Source organism: Chondromyces apiculatus DSM 436 (genome assembly GCF_000601485.1).
GTDB lineage: Bacteria > Myxococcota_A > Polyangia > Polyangiales > Polyangiaceae > Chondromyces > Chondromyces apiculatus.
In genome coordinates, this window is record NZ_ASRX01000017.1 from 52,465 (window position 1) to 72,579 (window position 20,115).

Annotated in this window: 15 protein-coding genes; 7 read left to right on the forward strand and 8 right to left on the reverse strand. The window is 71.6% G+C overall.

Annotated elements, in window-relative coordinates:
* Positions 1–842: 842 nt before the first annotated feature.
* Together glgX and CAP_RS12705 are read right to left on the reverse strand one after the other, a co-directional pair.
* The gene (glgX, locus tag CAP_RS12700) at positions 843–3,011 is read right to left on the reverse strand and encodes a glycogen debranching protein GlgX (RefSeq protein ID WP_063748683.1); all 2,169 of its coding nucleotides are present in this window, start codon (positions 3,009–3,011) and stop codon (positions 843–845) included.
* A 92-nt stretch (positions 3,012–3,103) separates the two neighbouring features.
* A complete protein-coding gene (locus CAP_RS12705) occupies positions 3,104–4,432 on the reverse strand; it encodes an APC family permease (protein WP_044240343.1) in 1,329 nt (442 codons plus the stop codon).
* Positions 4,433–4,526: 94 nt separating this feature from the next.
* Between CAP_RS12705 and CAP_RS12710 the strand changes: the two genes are divergently transcribed.
* Complete coding sequence (locus CAP_RS12710) at positions 4,527–5,072, forward strand: HD domain-containing protein (protein ID WP_044240345.1); 546 nt, start codon at positions 4,527–4,529, stop codon at positions 5,070–5,072.
* A 6-nt stretch (positions 5,073–5,078) separates the two neighbouring features.
* Here the strand turns inward: CAP_RS12710 and CAP_RS12715 are convergent, their stop codons facing one another.
* From CAP_RS12715 to CAP_RS12725, 3 genes are all read right to left on the reverse strand, one after another.
* On the reverse strand, positions 5,079–5,687 hold the full coding sequence (locus CAP_RS12715) for a PM0109 family protein (protein WP_044240347.1): 609 nt from the start codon (positions 5,685–5,687) through the stop codon (positions 5,079–5,081).
* A gap of 2 nt (positions 5,688–5,689) precedes the next feature.
* Positions 5,690–6,424, reverse strand: coding sequence for a hypothetical protein (locus CAP_RS12720; RefSeq protein ID WP_044240349.1), 735 nt, complete (start codon positions 6,422–6,424; stop codon positions 5,690–5,692).
* A 125-nt stretch (positions 6,425–6,549) separates the two neighbouring features.
* Entirely contained in the window at positions 6,550–7,119 is a 570-nt protein-coding gene (locus CAP_RS12725; RefSeq protein WP_156040738.1) for a hypothetical protein, read from the reverse strand.
* Between the two features lie 201 nt (positions 7,120–7,320).
* On the opposite strand from CAP_RS12725, the gene CAP_RS12730 reads away from it, so the two are divergent.
* Together CAP_RS12730 and CAP_RS12735 are read left to right on the forward strand one after the other, a co-directional pair.
* A complete protein-coding gene (locus CAP_RS12730) occupies positions 7,321–10,227 on the forward strand; it encodes a DUF4175 family protein (protein ID WP_044240351.1) in 2,907 nt (968 codons plus the stop codon).
* Positions 10,224–11,753 carry a peptidase MA family metallohydrolase gene (locus CAP_RS12735; RefSeq protein ID WP_044240353.1) on the forward strand — a complete coding sequence of 510 codons (1,530 nt, stop codon included), beginning with the start codon at positions 10,224–10,226 and terminating at the stop codon, positions 11,751–11,753. Before CAP_RS12730 ends, CAP_RS12735 begins: the two co-directional genes overlap by 4 nt.
* A 79-nt stretch (positions 11,754–11,832) precedes the next feature.
* Here CAP_RS12735 and CAP_RS12740 read toward each other — a convergent pair whose 3' ends face one another.
* From CAP_RS12740 to CAP_RS12750, 3 genes are all read right to left on the reverse strand, one after another.
* Positions 11,833–13,539, reverse strand: coding sequence for an FG-GAP repeat domain-containing protein (locus CAP_RS12740; protein WP_044240355.1), 1,707 nt, complete (start codon positions 13,537–13,539; stop codon positions 11,833–11,835).
* Between the two features lie 100 nt (positions 13,540–13,639).
* Positions 13,640–14,449, reverse strand: a complete 810-nt coding sequence (locus tag CAP_RS12745; RefSeq protein WP_231511404.1) for a hypothetical protein — start codon at positions 14,447–14,449, stop codon at positions 13,640–13,642.
* Entirely contained in the window at positions 14,446–15,378 is a 933-nt protein-coding gene (locus CAP_RS12750) for an ABC transporter permease subunit (protein WP_044240357.1), read from the reverse strand. Before CAP_RS12750 ends, CAP_RS12745 begins: the two co-directional genes overlap by 4 nt.
* A gap of 71 nt (positions 15,379–15,449) precedes the next feature.
* Here CAP_RS12750 and CAP_RS44385 point away from each other — a divergent pair, with 71 nt between their 5' ends.
* The 4 genes from CAP_RS44385 (at position 15,450) to CAP_RS44395 (ending at position 20,106) form a co-directional block, all read left to right on the forward strand.
* Positions 15,450–16,337 (forward strand): GNAT family N-acetyltransferase, encoded by an 888-nt coding sequence (locus tag CAP_RS44385; RefSeq protein ID WP_052374968.1) that lies wholly within the window; start codon positions 15,450–15,452, stop codon positions 16,335–16,337.
* 116 nt (positions 16,338–16,453) lie between these two features.
* The gene (locus CAP_RS12760) at positions 16,454–17,053 is read left to right on the forward strand and encodes a hypothetical protein (RefSeq protein ID WP_044240360.1); all 600 of its coding nucleotides are present in this window, start codon (positions 16,454–16,456) and stop codon (positions 17,051–17,053) included.
* A 224-nt stretch (positions 17,054–17,277) separates the two neighbouring features.
* Positions 17,278–18,564: a PAS domain-containing protein gene (locus CAP_RS44390; RefSeq protein WP_052374970.1), complete on the forward strand. Its 1,287-nt coding sequence runs from the start codon at positions 17,278–17,280 to the stop codon at positions 18,562–18,564.
* Between the two features lie 231 nt (positions 18,565–18,795).
* On the forward strand, positions 18,796–20,106 hold the full coding sequence (locus CAP_RS44395) for a PAS domain-containing protein (RefSeq protein WP_052374972.1): 1,311 nt from the start codon (positions 18,796–18,798) through the stop codon (positions 20,104–20,106).
* Positions 20,107–20,115 lie beyond the last annotated feature (9 nt).

Sequence of the window (20,115 nt, forward strand, 5' to 3'; positions counted from 1 at the left end):
TGAACGGGGACAGGTTCGGGCCTCCCCCGCGTGGAAGGGGTGTCGTCGGAAGCCGACTGCGCCCTCCCCCCGGCGGGAGCGGGTGCGGAGGTACCTCCCTCGCCCTTCCCCCGGCGGGAAGACGTGCGGGAGGCGCCGCCTGCCCCCTCTCCCCGCCGGGAACAGGTGCGGGGGGACGCCGCCCGCGCCCTTTCCGCGGGGGAACAGGTGCGGGAGGCGCCCGCCGACGGACGGATTTCCGCGCCCGAAAGGGGGGGGGGGCCGCCGACCTACGATTTGCCCGCGGGGGGAACCGGCGAGCGATCCCCCCGCCTCGTTCCGCCGCGGGAAGCGTCGAAGAGGCTTTCCGACAGCAGGGGTTCCGGCGCCGGAGTTCCCGGGGAGGTCAAGACGGCCCACCCATTCCCCCGGCGGGAATGGCCATGTCGGCAACCGACCGCACCCCTTCCACGGAGCCGAGGGACAGACCCGGATTCCGACGCACGGTGTGCCGGGGCTGGCAAGGACCTCCGCGGATTCCGACGCACGGGGCGCCGGGGCCGGCAGGGACCTCCGCGGATTCCGACGCACGATGCGCCGGAGCCGGCAGGGACATCTCCGGACTCCGACGCACGGTAAGCCGTGCCAGGCAGGGACGACCCGGCTCCCAGCACGCGGTGGATCGAGGCCGGGCCATACTCCATTTCCAATGTTCGTCCCGGGTCCTCGGCACGGCGTTCGAGCGAAGCCGCGGGGGTACCGACCAGCGGGAGCGTAGGGACCGAAGGTCCCTGATTTGCCGTACGCAGTACCGACCAGCGGGAGCGTAGGGACCGCAGGTCCCTGATCCAGGGTACGCAGTACTAGATGCGCTGCTTGATCATGGCCTCGGGCCAGCGCCAGAGCCCGCGATCTTCCTGCTTCCGGCGCTTGCGCAAGAGCACCACGCTCCGACCCTGGGCCTCGACCTTGCCGTCCACCTTGGCGGGCGTCTCGAACCAGCTCGGCTCTGCGGCCGTGTCCATGAGCTTCTCCCAGCCGCCTTCGAGTGCGGGGGGCATCTGCAGATCGAGCGGCTCCCAGTGTGCGTTGAAGATGAGGAAGAAGCTGTCGTCGATGACCCGGCGACCGTAGGGATCGGGGCTCGGGATCCCCTCGCCGTGGATGAAGACTGCCAGCGAGCGCGCGAAGGTCATCTGCCAGTCCGCGTCGGTCATCTCCTGTCCATCGGGCCGGAACCAGCCGATGTCGGTGAGGTTGGAGCCGCGGATCGAGGCCCCCTCGAACCAGCGCCGCCGCCGGAACGCGGGGTGCTCGTGCTGGAAGTGGATGAGCTTCTGCGTGAACTCGAGCAGATCATCGTCGGCGTCGTCCCAGTGCACCCAGGTGATCTCGTCGTCGTGGCAGAAGCCGTTGTTGTTGCCGCGCTGCGTGCGCCCCAGCTCGTCGCCGGCGAGCATCATGGGGATGCCCTGCGACAGGAACAGGCTGACGAGGAGGTTGCGCTGCTGCCGCCGCCGGATCGCGAGGATCGCCGGGTCGTCGGTGTCTCCCTCGGCGCCGCAGTTCCACGAGCGGTTGTGGCTCTCGCCGTCGGCGCTGTCCATACCGTTCGTTTCGTTGTGCTTCTCGTTGTAGGAGACGAGATCGCGCAGGGTGAAGCCGTCGTGTGCCGTCACGAAGTTGACGCTGGCGAAGGGGCGCCTCCCGGTGGAGCCGTAGAGATCGGAGCTGCCGGTGAAGCGGTTCGCGAACTCGGCGATGGTGGCCTCCTCGCCGCGCCAGAGGTCACGCACCGTGTCGCGGAACTTCCCGTTCCACTCTGCCCAGCGGCCGGGGAAGTTGCCCACCTGGTAGCCGCCCTCGCCCACGTCCCACGGCTCCGCGATGAGCTTCACCCGGCTGAGCACCGGGTCCTGGTGGAGCAGGTTCAGGAATGCCGAGAGGCGGTCGACGTTGTGGAACTCGCGCGCCAGCGTCGAGGCCAGGTCGAAGCGGAAGCCGTCGACGTGCATCTCCTGCACCCAGTAGCGCAGCGAGTCGGTGATGAGCTGCAGCACGTGGGGGTGCTTCATGTTGAGCGAGTTCCCGCACCCCGTGTAGTCCATGTAGAAGGCGGGGTTGTCGGCGACGAGGCGGTAGTAGCTCGGGTTGTCGAGGCCGCGGAAGCTCAGCGTCGGGCCCATGTGGTTGCCCTCCGCGGTGTGGTTGTACACCACGTCGATGATCACCTCGATCCCGGCCTCGTGGAAGGAGCGCACCATGGCCTTGAACTCGCGCACCAGGTCCCCGGGGCTGGAGCTCGCGGCGTACTCGTGGTGGGGCGCGAAGTAGCCGAGGGTGTTGTAGCCCCAGTAGTTCTTCTTCCCCTTCTCGACGAGGAAGTGGTCGTGCACGAACTGGTGCACCGGCATCAGCTCGATGGCGGTGATGCCGAGCCACTTCAGGTAATCGATCATGACCGGGTGGGCGAGGCCCGCGTAGGTGCCCCGCAGGTGCTCCGGGACGCGCGGGTGGAGCGCGGTCATCCCTTTGACGTGCGCCTCGTAGATGACCGTCTTGTGCGGGGGGTGTCGCGGCGGGCGGTCGTTGCGCCAGTCGAAGAAGGGGTTGATGACCACCCCGCGCGGCATGTAGGGCGCGCTGTCCATCGTGTTCAGCTCACCCTCGGGGTCGTCGAAGCGGTACGAGAAGAGCGCCTCGTTCCAGGTCACCTCTCCGGTGATGGCCCGCGCGTACGGGTCGAGCAGGAGCTTGTGCGGGTTGCTGCGGAGGCCGCGGGCAGGATCCCAGGGGCCGTGGACGCGGTAGCCGTACCGCTGCCCGGGGCCGACATCCGGGATGTAGCCATACCAGACGTACCCGCTCATCTCCGGCAGGTTGATGCGGGTCTCCTGGCCCTCCTCGTCGAAGAGGCAGAGCTCGACGCGCTCCGCCACCTCCGAGAACAGCGCGAAGTTGGTGCCGGCGCCGTCCCAGGTGGCGCCGAGGGGATAGGGGTGGCCTGGCCAGATCTCGATGGATCGCTGCATGGTGGTGCGCCTCTTCGATGCACGGCCGGGAGGTCCGGTGTGGCCGCACCGTCTCGCTCAGCGAGGAGGCGCTGTCATGTCGGGCGAAACCATCAGCCGCTAGGGCGCACCCTTGCGCTGAGCCAAGCCACCAGGGCCCCGAGACAGAGCGTTCCCAGGGCGAAGAACACCTCCGCCTGCTCGGCGCCGGCGAGCAGGACCAGCGAGCCCGCCGCACCGGCAAAAGGGATGACGTTCCCGAAGGGGACGGTCCACCGGGCGGCGTCCTCGTTGGGGGCGCCGCCCGAGGCGGGGGCGAGGCGCGCGACCCGATCGATGCGGCGCAGCGCCGGGACCGCGAGGCAGGTGCATGCGTACTGCACGACGATGGTGATGTTCGACATCCCGACGAGGCGCCGGTAGTCGAAGAAGATCGCGAGGCACGCCGCGAGCAGGGTGGTCAGGGTGATGGCGGTGTGGGGCGTCTGGAAGCGGGGGTGCACGCGGGCGATGGGCGCCGGCAAGAGACCCCGCCGGGCGATGGCTTGCGCGAAGCGGGGCGCGCCGAGGGCGCTGCCGGCGTTGAACCCGCCGATGGACACCAGGCTGCCCACGAGGACGATGAGGCCGAGCCGCGGTCCGAGGTGGGTGGCGGCGTCGGCGAGGGGGCTCTGCGAGGGCTGGTCGAGCGCGGGGTAGGAGGCCACGAGCACGGCCTGGACCGTGATGAAGAGCAGCGCGGAGAAGAGGAGGGCGCCGACCGTGGCGAGGGGGATGTTGCGGCGCGGGTCCTTCACCTCGCCGGCGGGGATGGGGGTGACCTCGAAGCCCTGGAGCGGGAAGAGCGCGAGGTAGATCCCGGTGCCCACCCCGGAGAGGCCCCGGGGGAGCGGGCCGCCGAGGCGCGAGGGGTCGAGCGCGAAGACGGCGCCCGCGAGGAAGCAGAAGATGGCCGCGAGCTTCCCGATCACGAACAGGTTCACGACCTGCGAGCCCGGCTTCACGCCGATGTAGTTGATGGCGCCGAGCGCGGCGATGATCGCCACGCACACGGCCTTACCGGCGAGGCCGTGGACGCCGAGCAGCTCGACGAAGAGCGTGGTGTTCGCCGCCCAGCTCACGAAGGCCGCCGTCCAGCAGAACCAGCCGACGAGGTAGCCGATGCGATCCCCGAAGGCGCGCTGGGCGTAGATGTACGAGCCTCCCGTCTCGTCGCACCGGCCCGAGAGCTCGGCGAAGCAGAGGGCGACGGGGAGCAGCAGGAACGCGCAGAGGAGGTACGCGAGCGGCGACCATCCGCCCATGGCGCGCTGCATGTCGTCGGGCAGGGCGAACACGCCGGAGCCGACGGTCGCGTTGACACCGATGCAGATGACGTCGAAGAGACCGAGGCGTCGGAGCGCGGGCGCGTGGGCCGTGGTGACGGCTCTGGCAGAGGTCACGGGAGGGCCTCCTTGTCGAAGCGGGAAGGTAGCGAGGAGGTAAGGAACTCAGGGGGGCAGGGCGTAACACAGGGAGACAGGCTAAAGTAGGGCCATGGGTCTGCTGTTGAAACGGGCGCTCGATCAGGCCGCCGTGTGGCACCGGTCGCAGCGGCGCAAGTACCCGAGCGTCGACGTCCCGTACGTGAGCCACCTGGCCGGGGTCGCGGTCATCCTCGCGCGGCACGGCTTCGACGAGGAGGTGGTGGCGGCAGGCGCGCTGCACGACGTGATCGAGGACCAGGGCGTCACCTTCGCGGACCTCGCGGCGCGCTTCGGGGAGCGGGTGGCGACGCTCGTGAAGATGGCGACCGAGCAGGATCGGTCGGCGCCCTGGGAGGAGCGGAAGAAGCGCTACCTGGAGGCGTTCCCGACGAAGCCCTGGGAGGCGCAGGCGATCACCCTGGCGGACAAGATCGACAACTTCCAGTCGATCATCGTCTGCGCCATGGACCACGGGGACCCCTGGGCGATGTTCAAGCGGGGCCGGGACCTGCAGCTCGATCGCTTCGACGAGCTGGGGCGCCTCTGCGCCGTGCTGCCGAAGCACCCGCTCGTCGACGAGTACGCGGAGGCGCTCGCCGCGGTGCGGCAGGTGTGAGCGCGCTCAGGGCCGGCGCAGCCAGTCGGTGACCGGCGTGATCATCTGCTGACGCACGGCATCCATGGTGGTCAACGCCGCCATGTCCAGGCGCAGGCGCTCGTATGCGTGCTGGATGCCGCCCACGCTCACCAGGTGGGGACCACCCTGCTCCCAGCCCTGCACGCTCTTCAGGAGCGTCTGCGCGGCTTTCCAGTCGACCCGCTTCGTGTGAGCCGACCACAGCCCGACGTGGATCTCGGTCGCCGAGGCCGACTCGTCCTGGAAGGTGGCCGGATCCGGCTCGCCGTCGTTCACGGTGGTGTAGCCCGTGTCGGCGATGACCTCCACGATCACGCAGCGCGCGTGCCCCTTCGTGCTCTGCTCCCAGGTGCAGCGCACCTGGTAAGCGGGCGTGAGGTCCCACGCCCATATCTCCGGCCTGAAGAACGGTTTGCGGCGCTTCGGCAGGCGGTACACGTTGAGGGGCCCCCAGTCGACGAACGCGAGGCCCTGCGCAGTGACGGCCTCGTCGAAGGTCTGGAGCAGATCGCAGACGCGGCGATGGTAGACCTGCAGGAGGCGGTAGGCGCGGCGCACGTCGGCGAGTGCCGGCGCGAGGTCTTCGGGCTGCATGCTCACGGCAACCTCCAGGCCTGGAGCGCCGCGGCCGTGGTCTTCAGCCGGTACCGATGGGCATACCTGGGCAGAGAGCCGAGTTCCTGGCGGCGGCGGTAGCCCCACGCCGCGAGTGCCGCGAGCATGTCGCGCAGGATGGCGGCGGTGCCCGGCGCGCGCGGGGTGCGGAGGAGGTCGTGGATCGTCTCGACGAGCAGCTCCCAGCGCACGCGCAGGAGGGCCGTGGGCTCGGTCCCGACCGCCTTCGCGAACTCGTCGCGCTGGGATGCGGTGGACGCGGTGGAGAGGAGGTCGTGACCGCCGACCGCCATCATCCAGAGCTGCTTGCCGGCGCGGTCCGGGGCGGCGCGCGCGGCGCGCACCTGCTCGATCCACTGGGCCACGTGTTGACTTCCCGCGTGCTTGGCCTCCACGAGGATCACCAGCTCTCCCCAGGAGATCAGCAGGTCAGGCTCCACGTAGCGGGCGTTCCGCGCCAGCGCGCCAGGCGCGAGCCGGGGCCAGAACGACCAGGTGGTCAGGCCCGCGGGCATCGCCTCGGGGAGGGGAGGGCCGTGCAGCGGCTCGCTCGCGCTCCGGAGCAAGGTCCACGCGATCGCCGGGTCCAGGTACGAGAGGCGCTCTCCCACTGCCGAGACGAGCTGGTCTTCGCGGCGGATCGCGACCTCCGGATCGTCCTCGGCGCGCTCCGCCGGTCCCCCGCGCATCTTGCGGTGAAGCAGTGCCTTGAGCATGCAGGGCGAGCTTATCCGAGCGGTCCCGGTCGACCAACAGCGACCTGCTCCTCAGTAGCGCGCGAGTCCGATGCGCGCGAGTCCGATGCGCGCGAGCCCGGTGCGCGCGAGCCCGGTGCGCGCGTTCATGGGGACGGCGCGGCTTCCGCAGGAAGCGTGAGCAGTCGGAAGGAGCGGAAGAAGCGCTCGGTGCCTGCGTGGAGCGCGTCCCCCGAGGGGCCCACCACGCTCACCTCGAAGAGCCGCTGCCCGTCGACGATGAAGTTCCGGTAGCGGCCCTCGCGCGCGTCCGGCAGGGCGAGGCGCAGCTCCGCCGCGGGGGTGCCGCTCACCTCCACGCGCCGCCGCTCCACGATGCGGGTCCCGGGCGGCGTGCTGATCCAGCGCTCGACCTGCGCGAGCATCTCGGCGCGGCCAGAGGCGTCGAGTGCCTCCGGCAGGTCGAAGCAGGCGATCTCGTACCGGCTCCCGTCCACGTCCTTGCCCCAGGCGACGCGCGCGTAGGTCGGACCTTCCTGCATCCCGCGTTCGCGCACCGGGCCGGGCATCTCCGCGATGGCGCCGCACGCAGTGGGGTGCGCGCGCCACGCGACGGGGCCCGGAGGCTCCGCCTCGCTCCGGGCTGCTGCGGAGCAACCCACCACGAAGGGCAGGGACAGGGAGAAGACGATGCGCGCGTCGAGCGTCGTGGGCACGATCCCGCCGTGGGCCCTGGACCACGGTCCCGGGCCGGAGACCGGACGCACGAGACCATGACGGGCCATGGCCTGCAAGCGAGGTCGCGCGGCCGATCCAGGCAAGCCGCGGGGGGGCACGCCGAGAGCACCGGTCGACGTCGCGCGCGGCCGCTGCTTCCGCTGGATCCCCCAGACGCGCCAGCTACCCTTGCCTCCCGCATGGACCACGCCGCGCACCACCTCGCCCTGGCCCGCCTCCGGGCGCTCTGGGACGCCGAGGTCCGCCCCTCCACGCGCCAGGCGCTCACGGCCCTCGCCGTGGCAGGCCTGCTCGCCGCCGCGCACGTCGCCCGCGCAGGGACCCCGCGCGCCCGGATCCTCGCGGCAGCCGGGCTCGCGGTCCTTTACCTCGGTCTCCTCGTCCGCGCGCTGGTCGTCCGGCGGCGCCGCGCCGATCCCCGGCGCACCGTCCGGAAGGTGGTGGGCACCGTTGATCCGGACCTGGCCGCGTCGACGCTGCGCGCCCTCCGCCTCGCGGAGCGCGCCGTGGTCGACCCCAGCGTGGGCTCGCCCTCTCTCGCGCGGCTGCACCTCGACCGGGCCATCGCCCGCGCGCCCCTCGACCGCATCCGCGCCCGCGCGGCGCGCATCGCCGGCCGCTGGGCCTTCGGGGGCCTCGGGCTCGCGGGCGCCTGCGTCGCCGCGACCGCGCTCGATCCCCTGCGGGTGCTCGAAGGCCTCGACGTCCTCGCGGCCAGGGCGGGCACGGCGCCGGTGCCGCTCACCTGGATCGAGGAGGTCAACGTCCTCGCCACGCCGCCGGAGTACCTGCGCCAAGGCAGCGAGATCCTCTACCCCTTCACGCCCACCCTGCAGCCGCGCGGCGCGGTGGTCGAGGTGCACGGCAAGCCGCTGCACCTCGGGCGCACCCTGGTGCTCACCGACGGGCGCTCCGAGGTACCCTTCGCCGACGACGGCGCCGGGGGCGTGGTCGCGCGCTGGACCCTCGGCGAGTCGGCGACGCTCCGGATCGCGGCGCGGTTCGGGGCGGTGCTCATCCCCCAGGCCGACGAGCAGCGGGTGGGCTCGATCCCCGATGACGCGCCGCGGGTGCTCCTCGTCGGCACGCCGCGCACGGTACGCCTCCTCGACGAGCCGAGCATCTCCCTTCGCTACGAGGTCAGCGACGACCACGGGCTGCGCGAGGTGGACCTCGTCCTGCGCGCCGGCACCCGCGAGGAGCGCCGCGTCCTCTCCCGCCCCGCCGCCGACGCGCTCGCCGACCGCGGCGGCTACGAGCTGCGCAGCAAGGATCCGTTCTTCCGGCGCGTCTACGTGCCCGTGGAGATCCGGGTGGAGGCCCGCGACAACGATCCGGTGACGGGGCCCAAGTGGGGGCGCAGCGAGCCGCTGATCGTCATCCCTCCCCAGGTGGGCGAGCCCGAGGCGCTGCGCTATGCGGCGATGGTCGAAGCGCGCGCGGCCCTCATCGACCTGCTCGCCGAGCGCATGGTGCAGCCTCCGCCGGCCACGACTGGCGCGGGCGCGAAGGGCGGCGCGGGGCACGCCGCGCAGGAGGCGGCCATGCAGGAGAAAGCCGTCGCCGTCATCGCGAAGGCGCTCGGGGGCGACTACGGGGGCCTCAAGGTCCGCGGCCGCGCGGCCACGCTCGTCCGGGGTCAGCTCACCCGCCTCGCCAGGGCGCTCGACGCGGAGCGCCAGAAGCCTGGGCGGGAGACCCACGACGCGCTGCTCGCCGAGACCGAGGGCGCGCTGCTCGCGTTCGACGCCGGCGTCCGTGGGCTCGGGGCCCGCGACTCCCAGCTCGTGGCGCGTCGCCTCGCCGAGGTCGCCGACGAAGCGGCGAACGGGGCGGTCGCGGTGATCGGCGGAGACAAGGCGGCAGGGGCGGCGCGCCTCGATGCCTCCACCCTGGTGCTCGACGGAGGTGGAAAGCAGCTCCTCCGCCTCGGCGATCTCGGCCTCGACCTCGGGGAGCTGATCGCGAACGACCTGCGGCGTATCGCCCGGGCGCGCGCCGCGGAGGACTGGCCGCACACCGAACTCGCCGCGCGGGATCTCGCCGCGCGTCTCCGCAAGCCCGATCCGAGCTTCATGGGCGGCGGGGGCGGGGGCGGCGTCGGTGATGGCCACGGGCACGGCGGCGTCGAGGCCGGGGGACCTGGCACGCCCCAGCCAGGCGAAGGCTCCGAGGCCGACGAGGAGGCCGCGGAGATAGGGCGCGAGCTGGAGGAGCTGGCCCGCGACCACGCGGGTGAGGTGGAAGCCGTGCAGGACTCGCTCGAACAGGCGATGTCCCCCGAGGAGATGCGCGCCCTGCGCGAGGAGGCGCGGCGCCACGCCGAGGCCATCCGCGAGGCCGTGGGCAAGCTGCCGCGCTCCGACGCGCCCCAGACCTCCGCCGAGGGCGCCGCCACGAGCGGCCGAGAGCAGGCCGAGTCGATGGCCGGTGCGCTGGAGCAGGGGGACCTGAACCAGGCCGTGAAGAGCGGAGAGCAGGCCATGGAGGCGCTCAAGGAGGCGCAGCGCCGGGGCGAGAGCGCGGGCGGGATGATCACCGAGGAGCAGGCAGGCCGCGAGGCAGGCCGCGCGGCGGGCACCCTGCAGCAGGAGCTTGCCTGGGCCGAGGAGGCGCTGCAGCGGCTCCGGCAGGCGCAGTCCGAGCAGGCGCGCGAGGCGCTGGAGCGCTCCAGCCAGCGCGAAAAGGGGCTCGCCGAGCGGGCCCGGGACCTCCAGCGCAAGGGCGAGCAGGGTGACAGCAGCATGCCCGAGGAGATGCTGGAGCGCCTCAGCGAGGCCGAGCAGGCGATGCGCGAGGCGGAGCAGGCCCTGCGCGAGGGCGACGGGGAGCGGGGCCTGCAGCGCCAGCGCGAGGCGCAGCGGCTTCTTGAGATGTCCCAGGAGCCCCAGGACGAGAGCCAGAGCGAGGCGCAGCGTGAGTCGAGCGACGGCAAGCGCATGGCCAAGGACGCCGACGTCCCTGGCAAGGACAAGCACCAGGCCCCGGAGGAGTTCCGCAAGCGGGTGCTGGAGGGGCTCGGCAAGCCCAGCGATCCCCGCCTCCGGGAGGCCGTACGGCGTTATGCAGAGGGGTTGTTGAAATGAACGGCAAGCGACGCATCCGGCCCGCGCCTCTCGCGCTCGCAGCGCTGGTCCTGGCCTCCGGGACCGCGTCCGGGAGCCTCCCGCTCGGTGACCTCGATCGCGCGAGCAGGGCGCGTGACGCCATCCTGGAGATGGAACTCGGCGCAGCCCGCGCCGTGCTGGAGGGCGCGGATCCTTCCGATCCCTCCCTCGCGCTCGAACAGGGGCGCCTCTTCATCTACGACGCCGACTGCGACGCGGCGGCGGCCCTCCTCGCCCGGCCCGACCTCGCCGCCACCCGGGAGGGCGCGGCGCTCGGCGACATCGCCCGCGGGTGCGCCCGAGCCACGGCGGCCACGGTGGTCGTCGAGGACCAGCCCCGCGGCATCTGGGTGCGCCTCCAGGACGACGACGACCGCGCCTTCGTCCCGCTCCTCGCCGAGGTCGCCGACCGCGTGCGCGCCGTGCTCGCGAAGGACCTCGGCGTGGAGCTGCCGCGCCCCCTCCGCATCGATCTCGTCCGTGACCAGCACACGCTCGCGGCGCACACCGGCTTGCCCCTGGAAGCGGCGCAGACCACCGGCACGGTCGCCGTCGCCAAGTGGGGCCGGGTGATCATGATCTCCCCGCGCGCCACCTTGCAGGGCTACGGCTGGCTGGACACCCTGGCCCACGAGATGACCCACCTCGCGCTCTCGCGCGGCACCCGCGACAACGCGCCCCTCTGGCTGCAGGAGGGCGTCGCCAAGCGCGAGGAGGTCCGCTGGCGCGCCCCCGACCCCCTCGACGACATTCCCCCGGTCGACGCCGTGGCACTGCTCGGCCTGGAGAAGGGCCTCGGGCGTCCCCTCGACAAGCTGGGGCCCTCGATCGCCATGCTCCCCACCGCGGAGGAGGCGTCGGTCGCCTTCGCGGAGGTGGCGAGCTTCATCCGGTACTGGGCCGCCGAGAACGGCGACGACGCCCTCCCCCAGCTCCTCGTCCGCCTCAAGGAAGCCCACAGCGCCGAGGACGTGGATCGCGCCATCGCCGCGGTCTCCGGGGCCGATCTCGCCGGCTGGGACAAGCGGTGGCGCGGCTGGCTCTCCGCCACGCCGCGCGACGTGCCGCAGGAGCTCTTGCCCTGGGGCAGCGTCCCCAACCGCAAGGAGGTGGCGAAGCGCCTCCGCCTCGGCGAGCTGCTCGACGAGCGAGGCCACCACACGGCCGCGGCCACCCAGCTCGCCCGGGCCCAGGTGCTCGCGCCGCACGAGGCCACGGCGCGCAGCAGCCTCGCCGCCGCGCTCCTCGCGTCCGGCGAGAAGGGCAGCGCGGCGCCCCTCGTCGAGAAGGTGGAGGACGTGCGCAACAGCGTCGGGCGCTGGTGGTCCTTGCACGGCCTGCTCCACGGCGGCGACGGCCCCGAGGCCGATCAGGCCTTCTGGAACGGCGTGGGCCTCAACCCCCTCGACCCCGACATCGCCTGCGAGGAGAAGCCAGCCCCCGCGCTCCCTGCTGACGCGGTGCGCGCTGGCATCTGCGAGACGGCCCGCCGCGCGCCGCGCTGAAGCGCGCAGCCTCCGCACCCGCGCCGCATCCGCACCGCGCGCCCCGCAGAAGGAGCGCGCCTCGCAGAAGGAGGGGGAGCTACTGCGGCGGCGCCGGCACGCACTCTCCCTGCGCGCTGATCTGGGCGTTGGTTCGGAAGGTGTTGAGCAGCTCCCAGCTCTTCTTCATGTGCTGCGGGATGGTCCCGTCCTCGCGCACGTTGGTCACGTGGTACGAGTGCTGGTTCCAGATGCGCCGCGCTGGGATCCAGCGCTCCTCCGCGTCCCGGAGCACCGTCACCGTCGGCCCGTCCGTACCGGCGGGGTAGTTCGACACGTAGATGATCTCCGCAGAGCCGTCGTTGTCCACGTCGGCGACCACCGGGTACTCGATCAGCGTGCCGGACTGGCGGGGCGAGGTGAGCTGGACGCTCCCCGTCTGTCCGTCGAACACGTAGATCTGCGACTCGTCGCCGTAGATCGCCTCGGCCACCCCGTCACCCAGGAAGTCGAAGGCCGTCGCCGTGGCCAGACCGCTCATGTCTTGCACGCTCTGGCTCCACCGGGGCGTCAGTCCGGCCGGGCCCACGCTGTACACCGTGTAGTCGTCGCAGCTCCCCATGGCGACGTCCGCCACCCCGTCACCGTCGAAGTCGTGCACCACCGACGGCTTGCTCCAGCAGTTCGGCGAGGCAGCGCTCCCGGTCGGTCGCACCGGCCCGAACTTCACCGCCCCGTCATGCTCGATCACGCTGATGCCGTTCTGCGTGGTCAGCAGGATCTCCGGCTCGGGATCGGCGTCGAGGTTCGCCACCTGCGGCTGCCCCGGGGTGAACCCCTGAAGCTTCCAGAAGAGCGACCCGTCGGACCGGAACACCTCGTGGCCCAGCACCACTTCGAGCTTCCCGTCGTCGTCGAGATCGGCAGCCGTGGGCGTCACGCACCAGTAGGTGCCGCCGTGCTCGGAGGCATTCGTCGGATCCCCGAACCGCTTGTGGCCCTGGTTGTCGAACACCTCCCAGCCGAACAGGATCTCCGGCGTGCCATCCGCGTCCAGATCGTAGATGGCCGTGGCAGCGCAATACGCGGACGAGAGGGTGGTCCGGTAGCCCCCCAGATCTCCCGTCCACTTCAAGGTCCCGTCGTGCTCGTACGCGACGAGGTGGCCTGCAGTGTCTGCGGTCACCACCTCGGGTAGGCCGTCGCCGTCGATGTCCCCGAAGGAGGGGGAGACGAAGGCATCGACCTCTCCGGGATAGGTGAAGTGGAGCTGCCCTGTGTCACCGCTCAGGAGGTGCATGTTCCCGGTCGCCAGCCCGAGCCCACCATCGAGGTTGTACAGGGTCGTCACCACGACGTCGGGGATGTCGCAGAGATCGATCGCGCCATCGCTGTTGTCGTCCGTGAAGTTGCCGACGAGCGGCGTCGCGTAGCTGCCGGTCATGTTGCCGCTCGGGGCCGCGGGGACCGTCCACGTCCACTGCACCTCGGGCGCGAAGGCGTCGGCTGGCGCCTTGTCCTCGCACGTCGGCACCACGCCGCTCTCGTCGCTCTCGCTGACCGTGCAGACCGACGGAGGCCCGCCGCCAACCCCGACCGTGAGCCCGCCGCCGACCGAGGTGTCTCCCCCGACGCCTGCCCCGCCCACGCCGCCAGCGCCTCCCGTGCTGCCCGTCGGATTGCCCGACCCGCCCTCCGAGGCTGCGGAGCACGCGCCGAGCCCCGCTCCAGACAGCATCCCCACCGCAACCAGGAGCGCGCCCGCCTTGCCCAGCACCCCCGTCCCGCACGCACCCTGCCGCTTCATGGCTCTCGACGCTACGGAGGCCGCACGGAGGCCGCAAGTACCCGGCACCCCTCGCCCCAGGTCATCGCCCCACGACACCCTGCGCGCGTCCTCCTCCCCGTCACGCCTGCCAGATGGCGACGAGCCACGCAGCCACGCCCACAGCGCACAGGAGCACCCCGGCCCGTGCGTTGCTCCACGACACGCTGCCATCGGGCCGTGCGGCCTTCCGCAGAGCCCACACCGCACCCCCGACCCACCCCAGAAACCCCGCGACCAGCACCGCCACCCACGCGGTCCGGGGCGCCTCGTTTCGCGAGAGCGCCGCGAGCTGCTCGCGCTCCACCACGGAAGCCGGCTCGGTCCGCGTCCCCGGCGGGCGCGGCTGGGCCGCCGACAGGCGCGCGATCGCCGTGTTCGCGCGCGCGAGATCCGCAGCGTGCGGCGTCACCAGCCAGCGCGTCTCCAGCGACGCCGTGCGCACGCCGCGCCAGGCGAGCAGCGCGATCTCCGCATTGCCGAGCCCCTCGGCGGCGGTGGCCAGCGCGATCAGCCGCTCGTAGGCCACCCGCACGTGCGGCGCCCCCGGCGCGTACCAGCCGGCGGCGCGCCGCGCGTGCACCGCCGCCTCGTAGGCGTCACCCCGACGCAGCGCCTCCGAACTCGCCGCGATCTCCCGCTCCCCGGACAGCATCACCCACCCCGTCACCGCGGCGATCAGGGCACCCACCCCCAGGACTGCCCGGAGCACGCGCACCAGGTGCTGGAAGCGGCGCTCCGACCGGGGCTCTCTCGCGGTCCCGGTCTTCCCCGCATTTCCGCCCCCTGCCTCGCCGCCCGGCGCTCCCCCTGAAGCGCCTCCCGACGTGCTGTTCGACGTACTGCCTGGCGTGCCGCCTGGCGTGCCACCCGACGTGCTGCCCGACGTCACAAAAAGTCACGCCTCTTGAAGATGAAGGTGGCCACGGCCAGGAGCCCCACCGTCCAGGCCAGGGCGTGGATCCCGGTCCAGCCGAGGTAGGTGGGCAGGTGGACATCGGCCGCCTCGCCCGCGAGCAGCGGCCGCGCTGGCACGTAGATCTGCAGGTTGGGGACCACCTTCGCCACCCCCTTGCCGAGCACGGTGATCCACTCGGGGAAGTACTTGCGCGGCAGCTTCGCGAGGTCGTCCGCGTTGCGTCCGACGAGGAGCATGCCCAGCGTGAGCACCGAGGAGAGGAACGGGGTGGAGAACGACGCGAAGAACGTCGCCCAGGCCGCGATGATCCCCACCTCGAGCAGGGCGAGCCCGCTCCCCACGAGCAGCACCCGCCGCTCACCGGGCGAGACCCCGGACAGCGCGATCCCGAACGCGAGCATCGCCACCGCCCAGGGGATGAACCCGTACGTGCGCAGCGGCGGGATACGCCACGCGGCCACGCCGATCGCGACCACCGCAGCCAGGCCCGCGCCGAGCACCGTCCACAGCGAGGCGCCGCCGATGCCGGCACAGATCAGCAAGAGAAGGCCCACGTCCGCGGCCACGAACACCGCGACCGTGAGCAGCGTGCCCAGGTACTTCCCGACCAGGTACTCGCCCCGGCGGATGGGCCGCGCCAGGATGGGGAAGAGCGTCTTCTGCTCCAGTTCCCGGTGCAGCGAGGTCGCGCCGATGATGATCGCCACCGCGACGCCGAAGACGGAGATCGAGGCGACGCCCAGATCGCTCACCACCCGCGCACTCTGCCGGAGCGTGTAGGCCCCCACGGTGATCGAGTAGAACGCGACCGCGAACGCGACTCCTGCGAGCCCGAGAAGGATGCGGGCACGAACCGACTCCCGGTACGTGTTGAGGGCGATCGCGAGCACACGGCCAAGCATCGGCCGGGACCTTACCATGGCCTGACGCCTCCCGGAGGCCCAGGGCCGGGCCCTTCGGCTACGCTCGGCACATGTCCGCGACCGCGCCCCCTGCGTCCCCTGCGCCCCCCGCGCCTCCAGCACCCATCGCGCCCGCCGCGCTCACCGTGCGCCCCGCGACAGCCGCCGATTACCCGTGCTTCAGCCGCTTCTTCCAGGAGCTCGGTACGGGCGACCCGGTCCCTCCCCCGGAGCGCTGGACCGAGACCATGGCGCCGGCCACCGTCTTCTTCGACGAGCCGGCCGGCCGCGCCGTCGCCTATGCCTACGTCCAGGTCCTCTCGGGGACCGGCTACGTGCGCCACATCGTGGTGGACCCCGACCAGCGCGGTCGCGGCGTGGGCCGCGCGGTCATGGCGGGCGTCGCCTCGCGGCTCGTGGAGGCGGGATGCGGTCGGTGGTGCCTGAACGTCAAGCCCGACAACACGGCAGCCATCCGCCTCTACACCTCCGTCGGCATGGCCCCCGCGCACCTCTCGACGGCCTTTCGCTTCGGCTGGGACCTCGTCCCGCGGCTACCGCGCGGCGCGCGCCCGATGCCAGAGCGCTCCGTGACCCCCGCCGACGACGCGGCCATCGAGGCCACCTTCGCCATGCCCGCAGGTCAGATCGCCGAGACCCGCCGCAATGCGAGGAACGTCTTGCTCTCGCTCGTCGATCCCCACCGCGAAGGCACGCCTCCCCTCGCCTTCGCGTCCTTCGATCCCCACTTCCCCGGCGCCTTCCCGTTCCGGGTGCTCGACCCGACCCTCGCCGCGCCCTTGCTCGACGCCATCCATCCCCACGCGCTCCCCGATCCCCCCTACATGCAGATCGTCTCCGAGGATGCCGCGCTCACCGCCGCGCTCGCCGCCGCGGGCGCCACCGTGCGTCTGGAGATCCTCCACATGCGGGGCAAACTGCCCCTGCCCGGCGCCTGATCCGCGCCTCTTGCAAACGCAACGTCCGCTTCGGTCATCGAAGTCAGGGAGGGTCGCGCTCGCGGCGTGCGATGCCTCCAACCTGTCCGATCCAAGGGCAACAGGGAGACAAGCGCATGGGTTTTCTCGACAAGCTGCTGGGGACTGACGACAGCGCCGCACAGACGAGGCGCGCCCCCGTTCCCGCGCGCGGCGCTGCACCGCCGGGCGACGCCAGCGCACAGGCCATCGAACGCTACCGCTACCTCCTGCGCACGGCTCCGCCCGACGCCATCGAGCAGGCGCACGAGGAGGCCTTCGCGCGCCTGTCACCCGAGCAACGGCAGCAGGTGCTGCAGGAGATGAGCCAGCACATCGACCCGTCCGAGCGCCCTGCGAGCGACGATCCCCGCGCCCTCGCGCGCGCCGCGACCCGCGCGGAGGTGCGGCAGCCGGGGTTCATGGAGGGCACCTTCGGCGGACGGGCCGGAGGCGCCCTGGGCATGGGCTCCGGCCTGGGAGGTACCCTGTTCGCGGGCATCGCGGGCAGCTTCATCGGCAGCTCCATCGCCCACTCGCTCTTCGGGGGTATGCACGACCTCGATGGGGCCGACGGGGCCAGCGCCGGCCCGATGGATGACCCGCACGATGTGGAGGCGTCCCAGGTCGACGACGGAGATCTGGGCGGGGACTTCGGCGGGGACTTCGGCGGGGACTTCGGCGACATCGACATTTGAGTCTCGACGAGGGGACTCGCGTCCGCTCGCCTCGCCGCGAGTGAACCCCGACGGGGACCCACTCCCCGCGAACCGCTCGCGCGTGACACTCCGCACGTCTCCATTTTTTCGATCGGTCGCTCCTCCACCCATGCTCTTGTGAGGGTCTTGCCGTACCTGGAGAGGTCCCGCGGCAGAGCCACAGGCTCGCGCGACCAGGTGGCGGCGTTGCGGAGGAACGAAGGATGGGAAGTCGTCATGAAGCCCAGCAGGGCGCGAGCCTGGAAGCGCTCGCGCTCGAGATCTCTGGCGACGGCCTGTGGGAGCTGTCCGAACTGACCCTCGATGCGCCCCTGCGCGACGATGCGCCCGCGTACTACGCGCCTCGCTTCTGCGAGATGCTGGGATACACGGAGGAGAATTTCCCGCGCGTCGCCGGGAGCTGGACCGCCGCCGTCGTGCCGGAGGATCAGGAGACGTTCCGCAGAGCACGTGAGGCGCGCATCGCGCAGCAAGGGGTGTCCACCACCCTCACGTACCGCGTCCTCACCCGGCAAGGCGAGGTGCGCTGGTGGCAGGAGGTCGGGCGCGTGCTCCCCGGAGAGCAGCCTGGATCGCTGCGCGCCGTGGGCGTCGTCCGCGACGTCACCAGGGCCGAGCGCAAGAGAGAGCACGACGAGCGCCACTGGAAGCTGCTCGAGTACTGCGCGGCGGTCCAGCACGTCGGCGGCTGGCAGATCGACATGGAGGAGCCCGACCTGGGCATCTGGCTCGACGAGACCTACCGGATCCACGAGGCAGAGATTGGCCGGAAGTTCAACATGGAGGAGTCCGTGAACTTCTACGCGCCCGAGCACCGGCCGCTGATCGGCGCGGCCTACGAGGCGTGCGTGCGCGGCACGCCCTATGCCATCGAGCTCGACATCATCACCTGCAAGGGCAACCGGCGCCACGTGGAGGCCACCGGGCACCCGCAGTACAAGGACGGCAAGCTCGTCAACATCCATGGCTCTTTCCGGGACATCACCGAGGTGAAGCGCCGCGAGGACGAGCTGCGGCGCCAGCTCGCGGTGATCACGGAGCAGCAGCGCGACATCCAGGCGCTCTCGACGCCCATCATCCAGATCTGGGACGACATCATCACCTTGCCCCTGATCGGCAACATCAGCGCCAACCGGGCGGCGCAGATCATGGACCGGCTCCTCTCCGAGGTGGTCCGCGTCGGGGCCCGCTTCGCGATCCTCGACCTCACCGGCGTCGATACCGTCGACACCACCACCGCCGATCAGCTCTGCCGCATCACCCGCGCCGTGGACCTCCTCGGCGCCAAGGTCCTGCTCTGCGGCCTCAACCCTGCCGTCGCCCAGACCATGACCGCGCTCGGCATCGAACTGCCCGCGTCCTCCACCTTCCGCAACCTGCAGGACGCGCTGCGCACGTGTCTCCGCGCCCTGTCCGTGTCCCTGCCTGGTGCGCCCCGTGGCGACGCTCGGGGCGCATCACGCGACCGACCGCGGCGTTCTCTTCGGTGAGGCTCTCCACCATTCATGAAGCCACACGATCTGCCTCCGTAACCTCGACCACCGTGAGCACGCGCGGGTGGTTTTCCCGCTTTCATGCTGCACATTTCTCTGGGCCGCAGACCGCGCACATGTGGTCTGTTGAAGGCTTGGCGTGCGCCCCCTACGTGGGGTCCGTGCCACCAGGCACAGAGGGTTCCCTGGACCACAGCGTGGCAGGAGGAGCCAAGGAAGAGGAAAAGCATGGGCAGCACTCAGGGGATCCACCAGAGCCCGGCGCGCGCCTGGATCGCGCTCGAGATCGCTGGTGAAGGGCTGTGGGAGATCCCTGCGCTGGACACCGAGACGACCTTCGATCCGACATGTACCGCGCACTTCACCCCGCGCTTCTGCGAGATGCTCGGCCACGCCGAAGCCGGTCTCCCCGAGCGCTTCGGTGCCTGGCTGCAGGCCGTCCTGCCGGAGGACCGCGAGCACTTCCTGCAAGCCCACCGGGCGCGCCTCGCGCAGCCGGGCACGAGCACCACGGTCGAGTACCGCGTGCAGACCAGCTTGGGCGAGATCCGCTGGTGGCAAGAGATCGGGCGGGTGATCGCCGGGGACGAGCCCGGCACGCAGAGCGAGGTGGGCGTCGTCCGCGACGTCACCGAGGCGAAGCACCGCGAGTCCGAGCAGGCGCACCGCTACCAGCTTCTTGAGTACACCCAGGAGCTCGCACGCGTCGGCGGATGGGAGCTCGACATGAGCACCAGCAAGCTCACCTGGCTCACCGAGACGGCGCGCATCCACGAGGTGTCCCCCGACTACGTGCCCAACGTCGAGGAGGGCATCAACTTCTACGCGCCGGAGCACGTCCCCGTGATCGCCGACGCCGTCGCGCGCTGCCAGCGCGGCGAGGAGTACGACGTCGAACTCGACATCATCACCGCCAAGGGCAACCGGGTGAACGTGCAGGCGACCGGGCGCCCCCACATCGAGGACGGCAAGGTCACCCGGCTCTACGGCGCGTTCCGGGACATCAGCGAGACCAAGCGGCGCGAGGAGGAGCTGCGCCGCCAGCTCGCGGTGATCACCCAGCAGCAGCGCGCGATCCTCGACCTGTCCACGCCCATCCTACAGCTCTGGGACAACGTCATCACCCTGCCCTTGATCGGCACCATTGACACCGGCCGCGCCGCCCAGATCATGGACCGCCTGCTGTCCGAGGTGGTGCGTGTCGGGGCCCGCTTCGCGATCCTCGACCTCACAGGCGTCGACACCGTCGACACCACCACCGCCGACCAGCTCTTCCGCATCAGCCGCGCCGTCGATCTCCTCGGGGCCAAGGTGCTGCTCTGCGGCCTCACCCCGCCCGTCGCCCAGACCATGACCGCACTCGGGATCGACCTGTCGGTCTTCTCCACCTACCGCAACCTGCAGGAAGCTCTGCGCTTCTGTCTCCAGGACCTCGCGCCGCGCTCCCGAACTTCCACAGGCTCCCCGCGCTCCCCAGGCTCCGCGGCGCCACGCCTCCCGGCGCGAAGCTTCGCCGCTCCGCCTCGGGAGCGGAGCTGAGCGCCACTC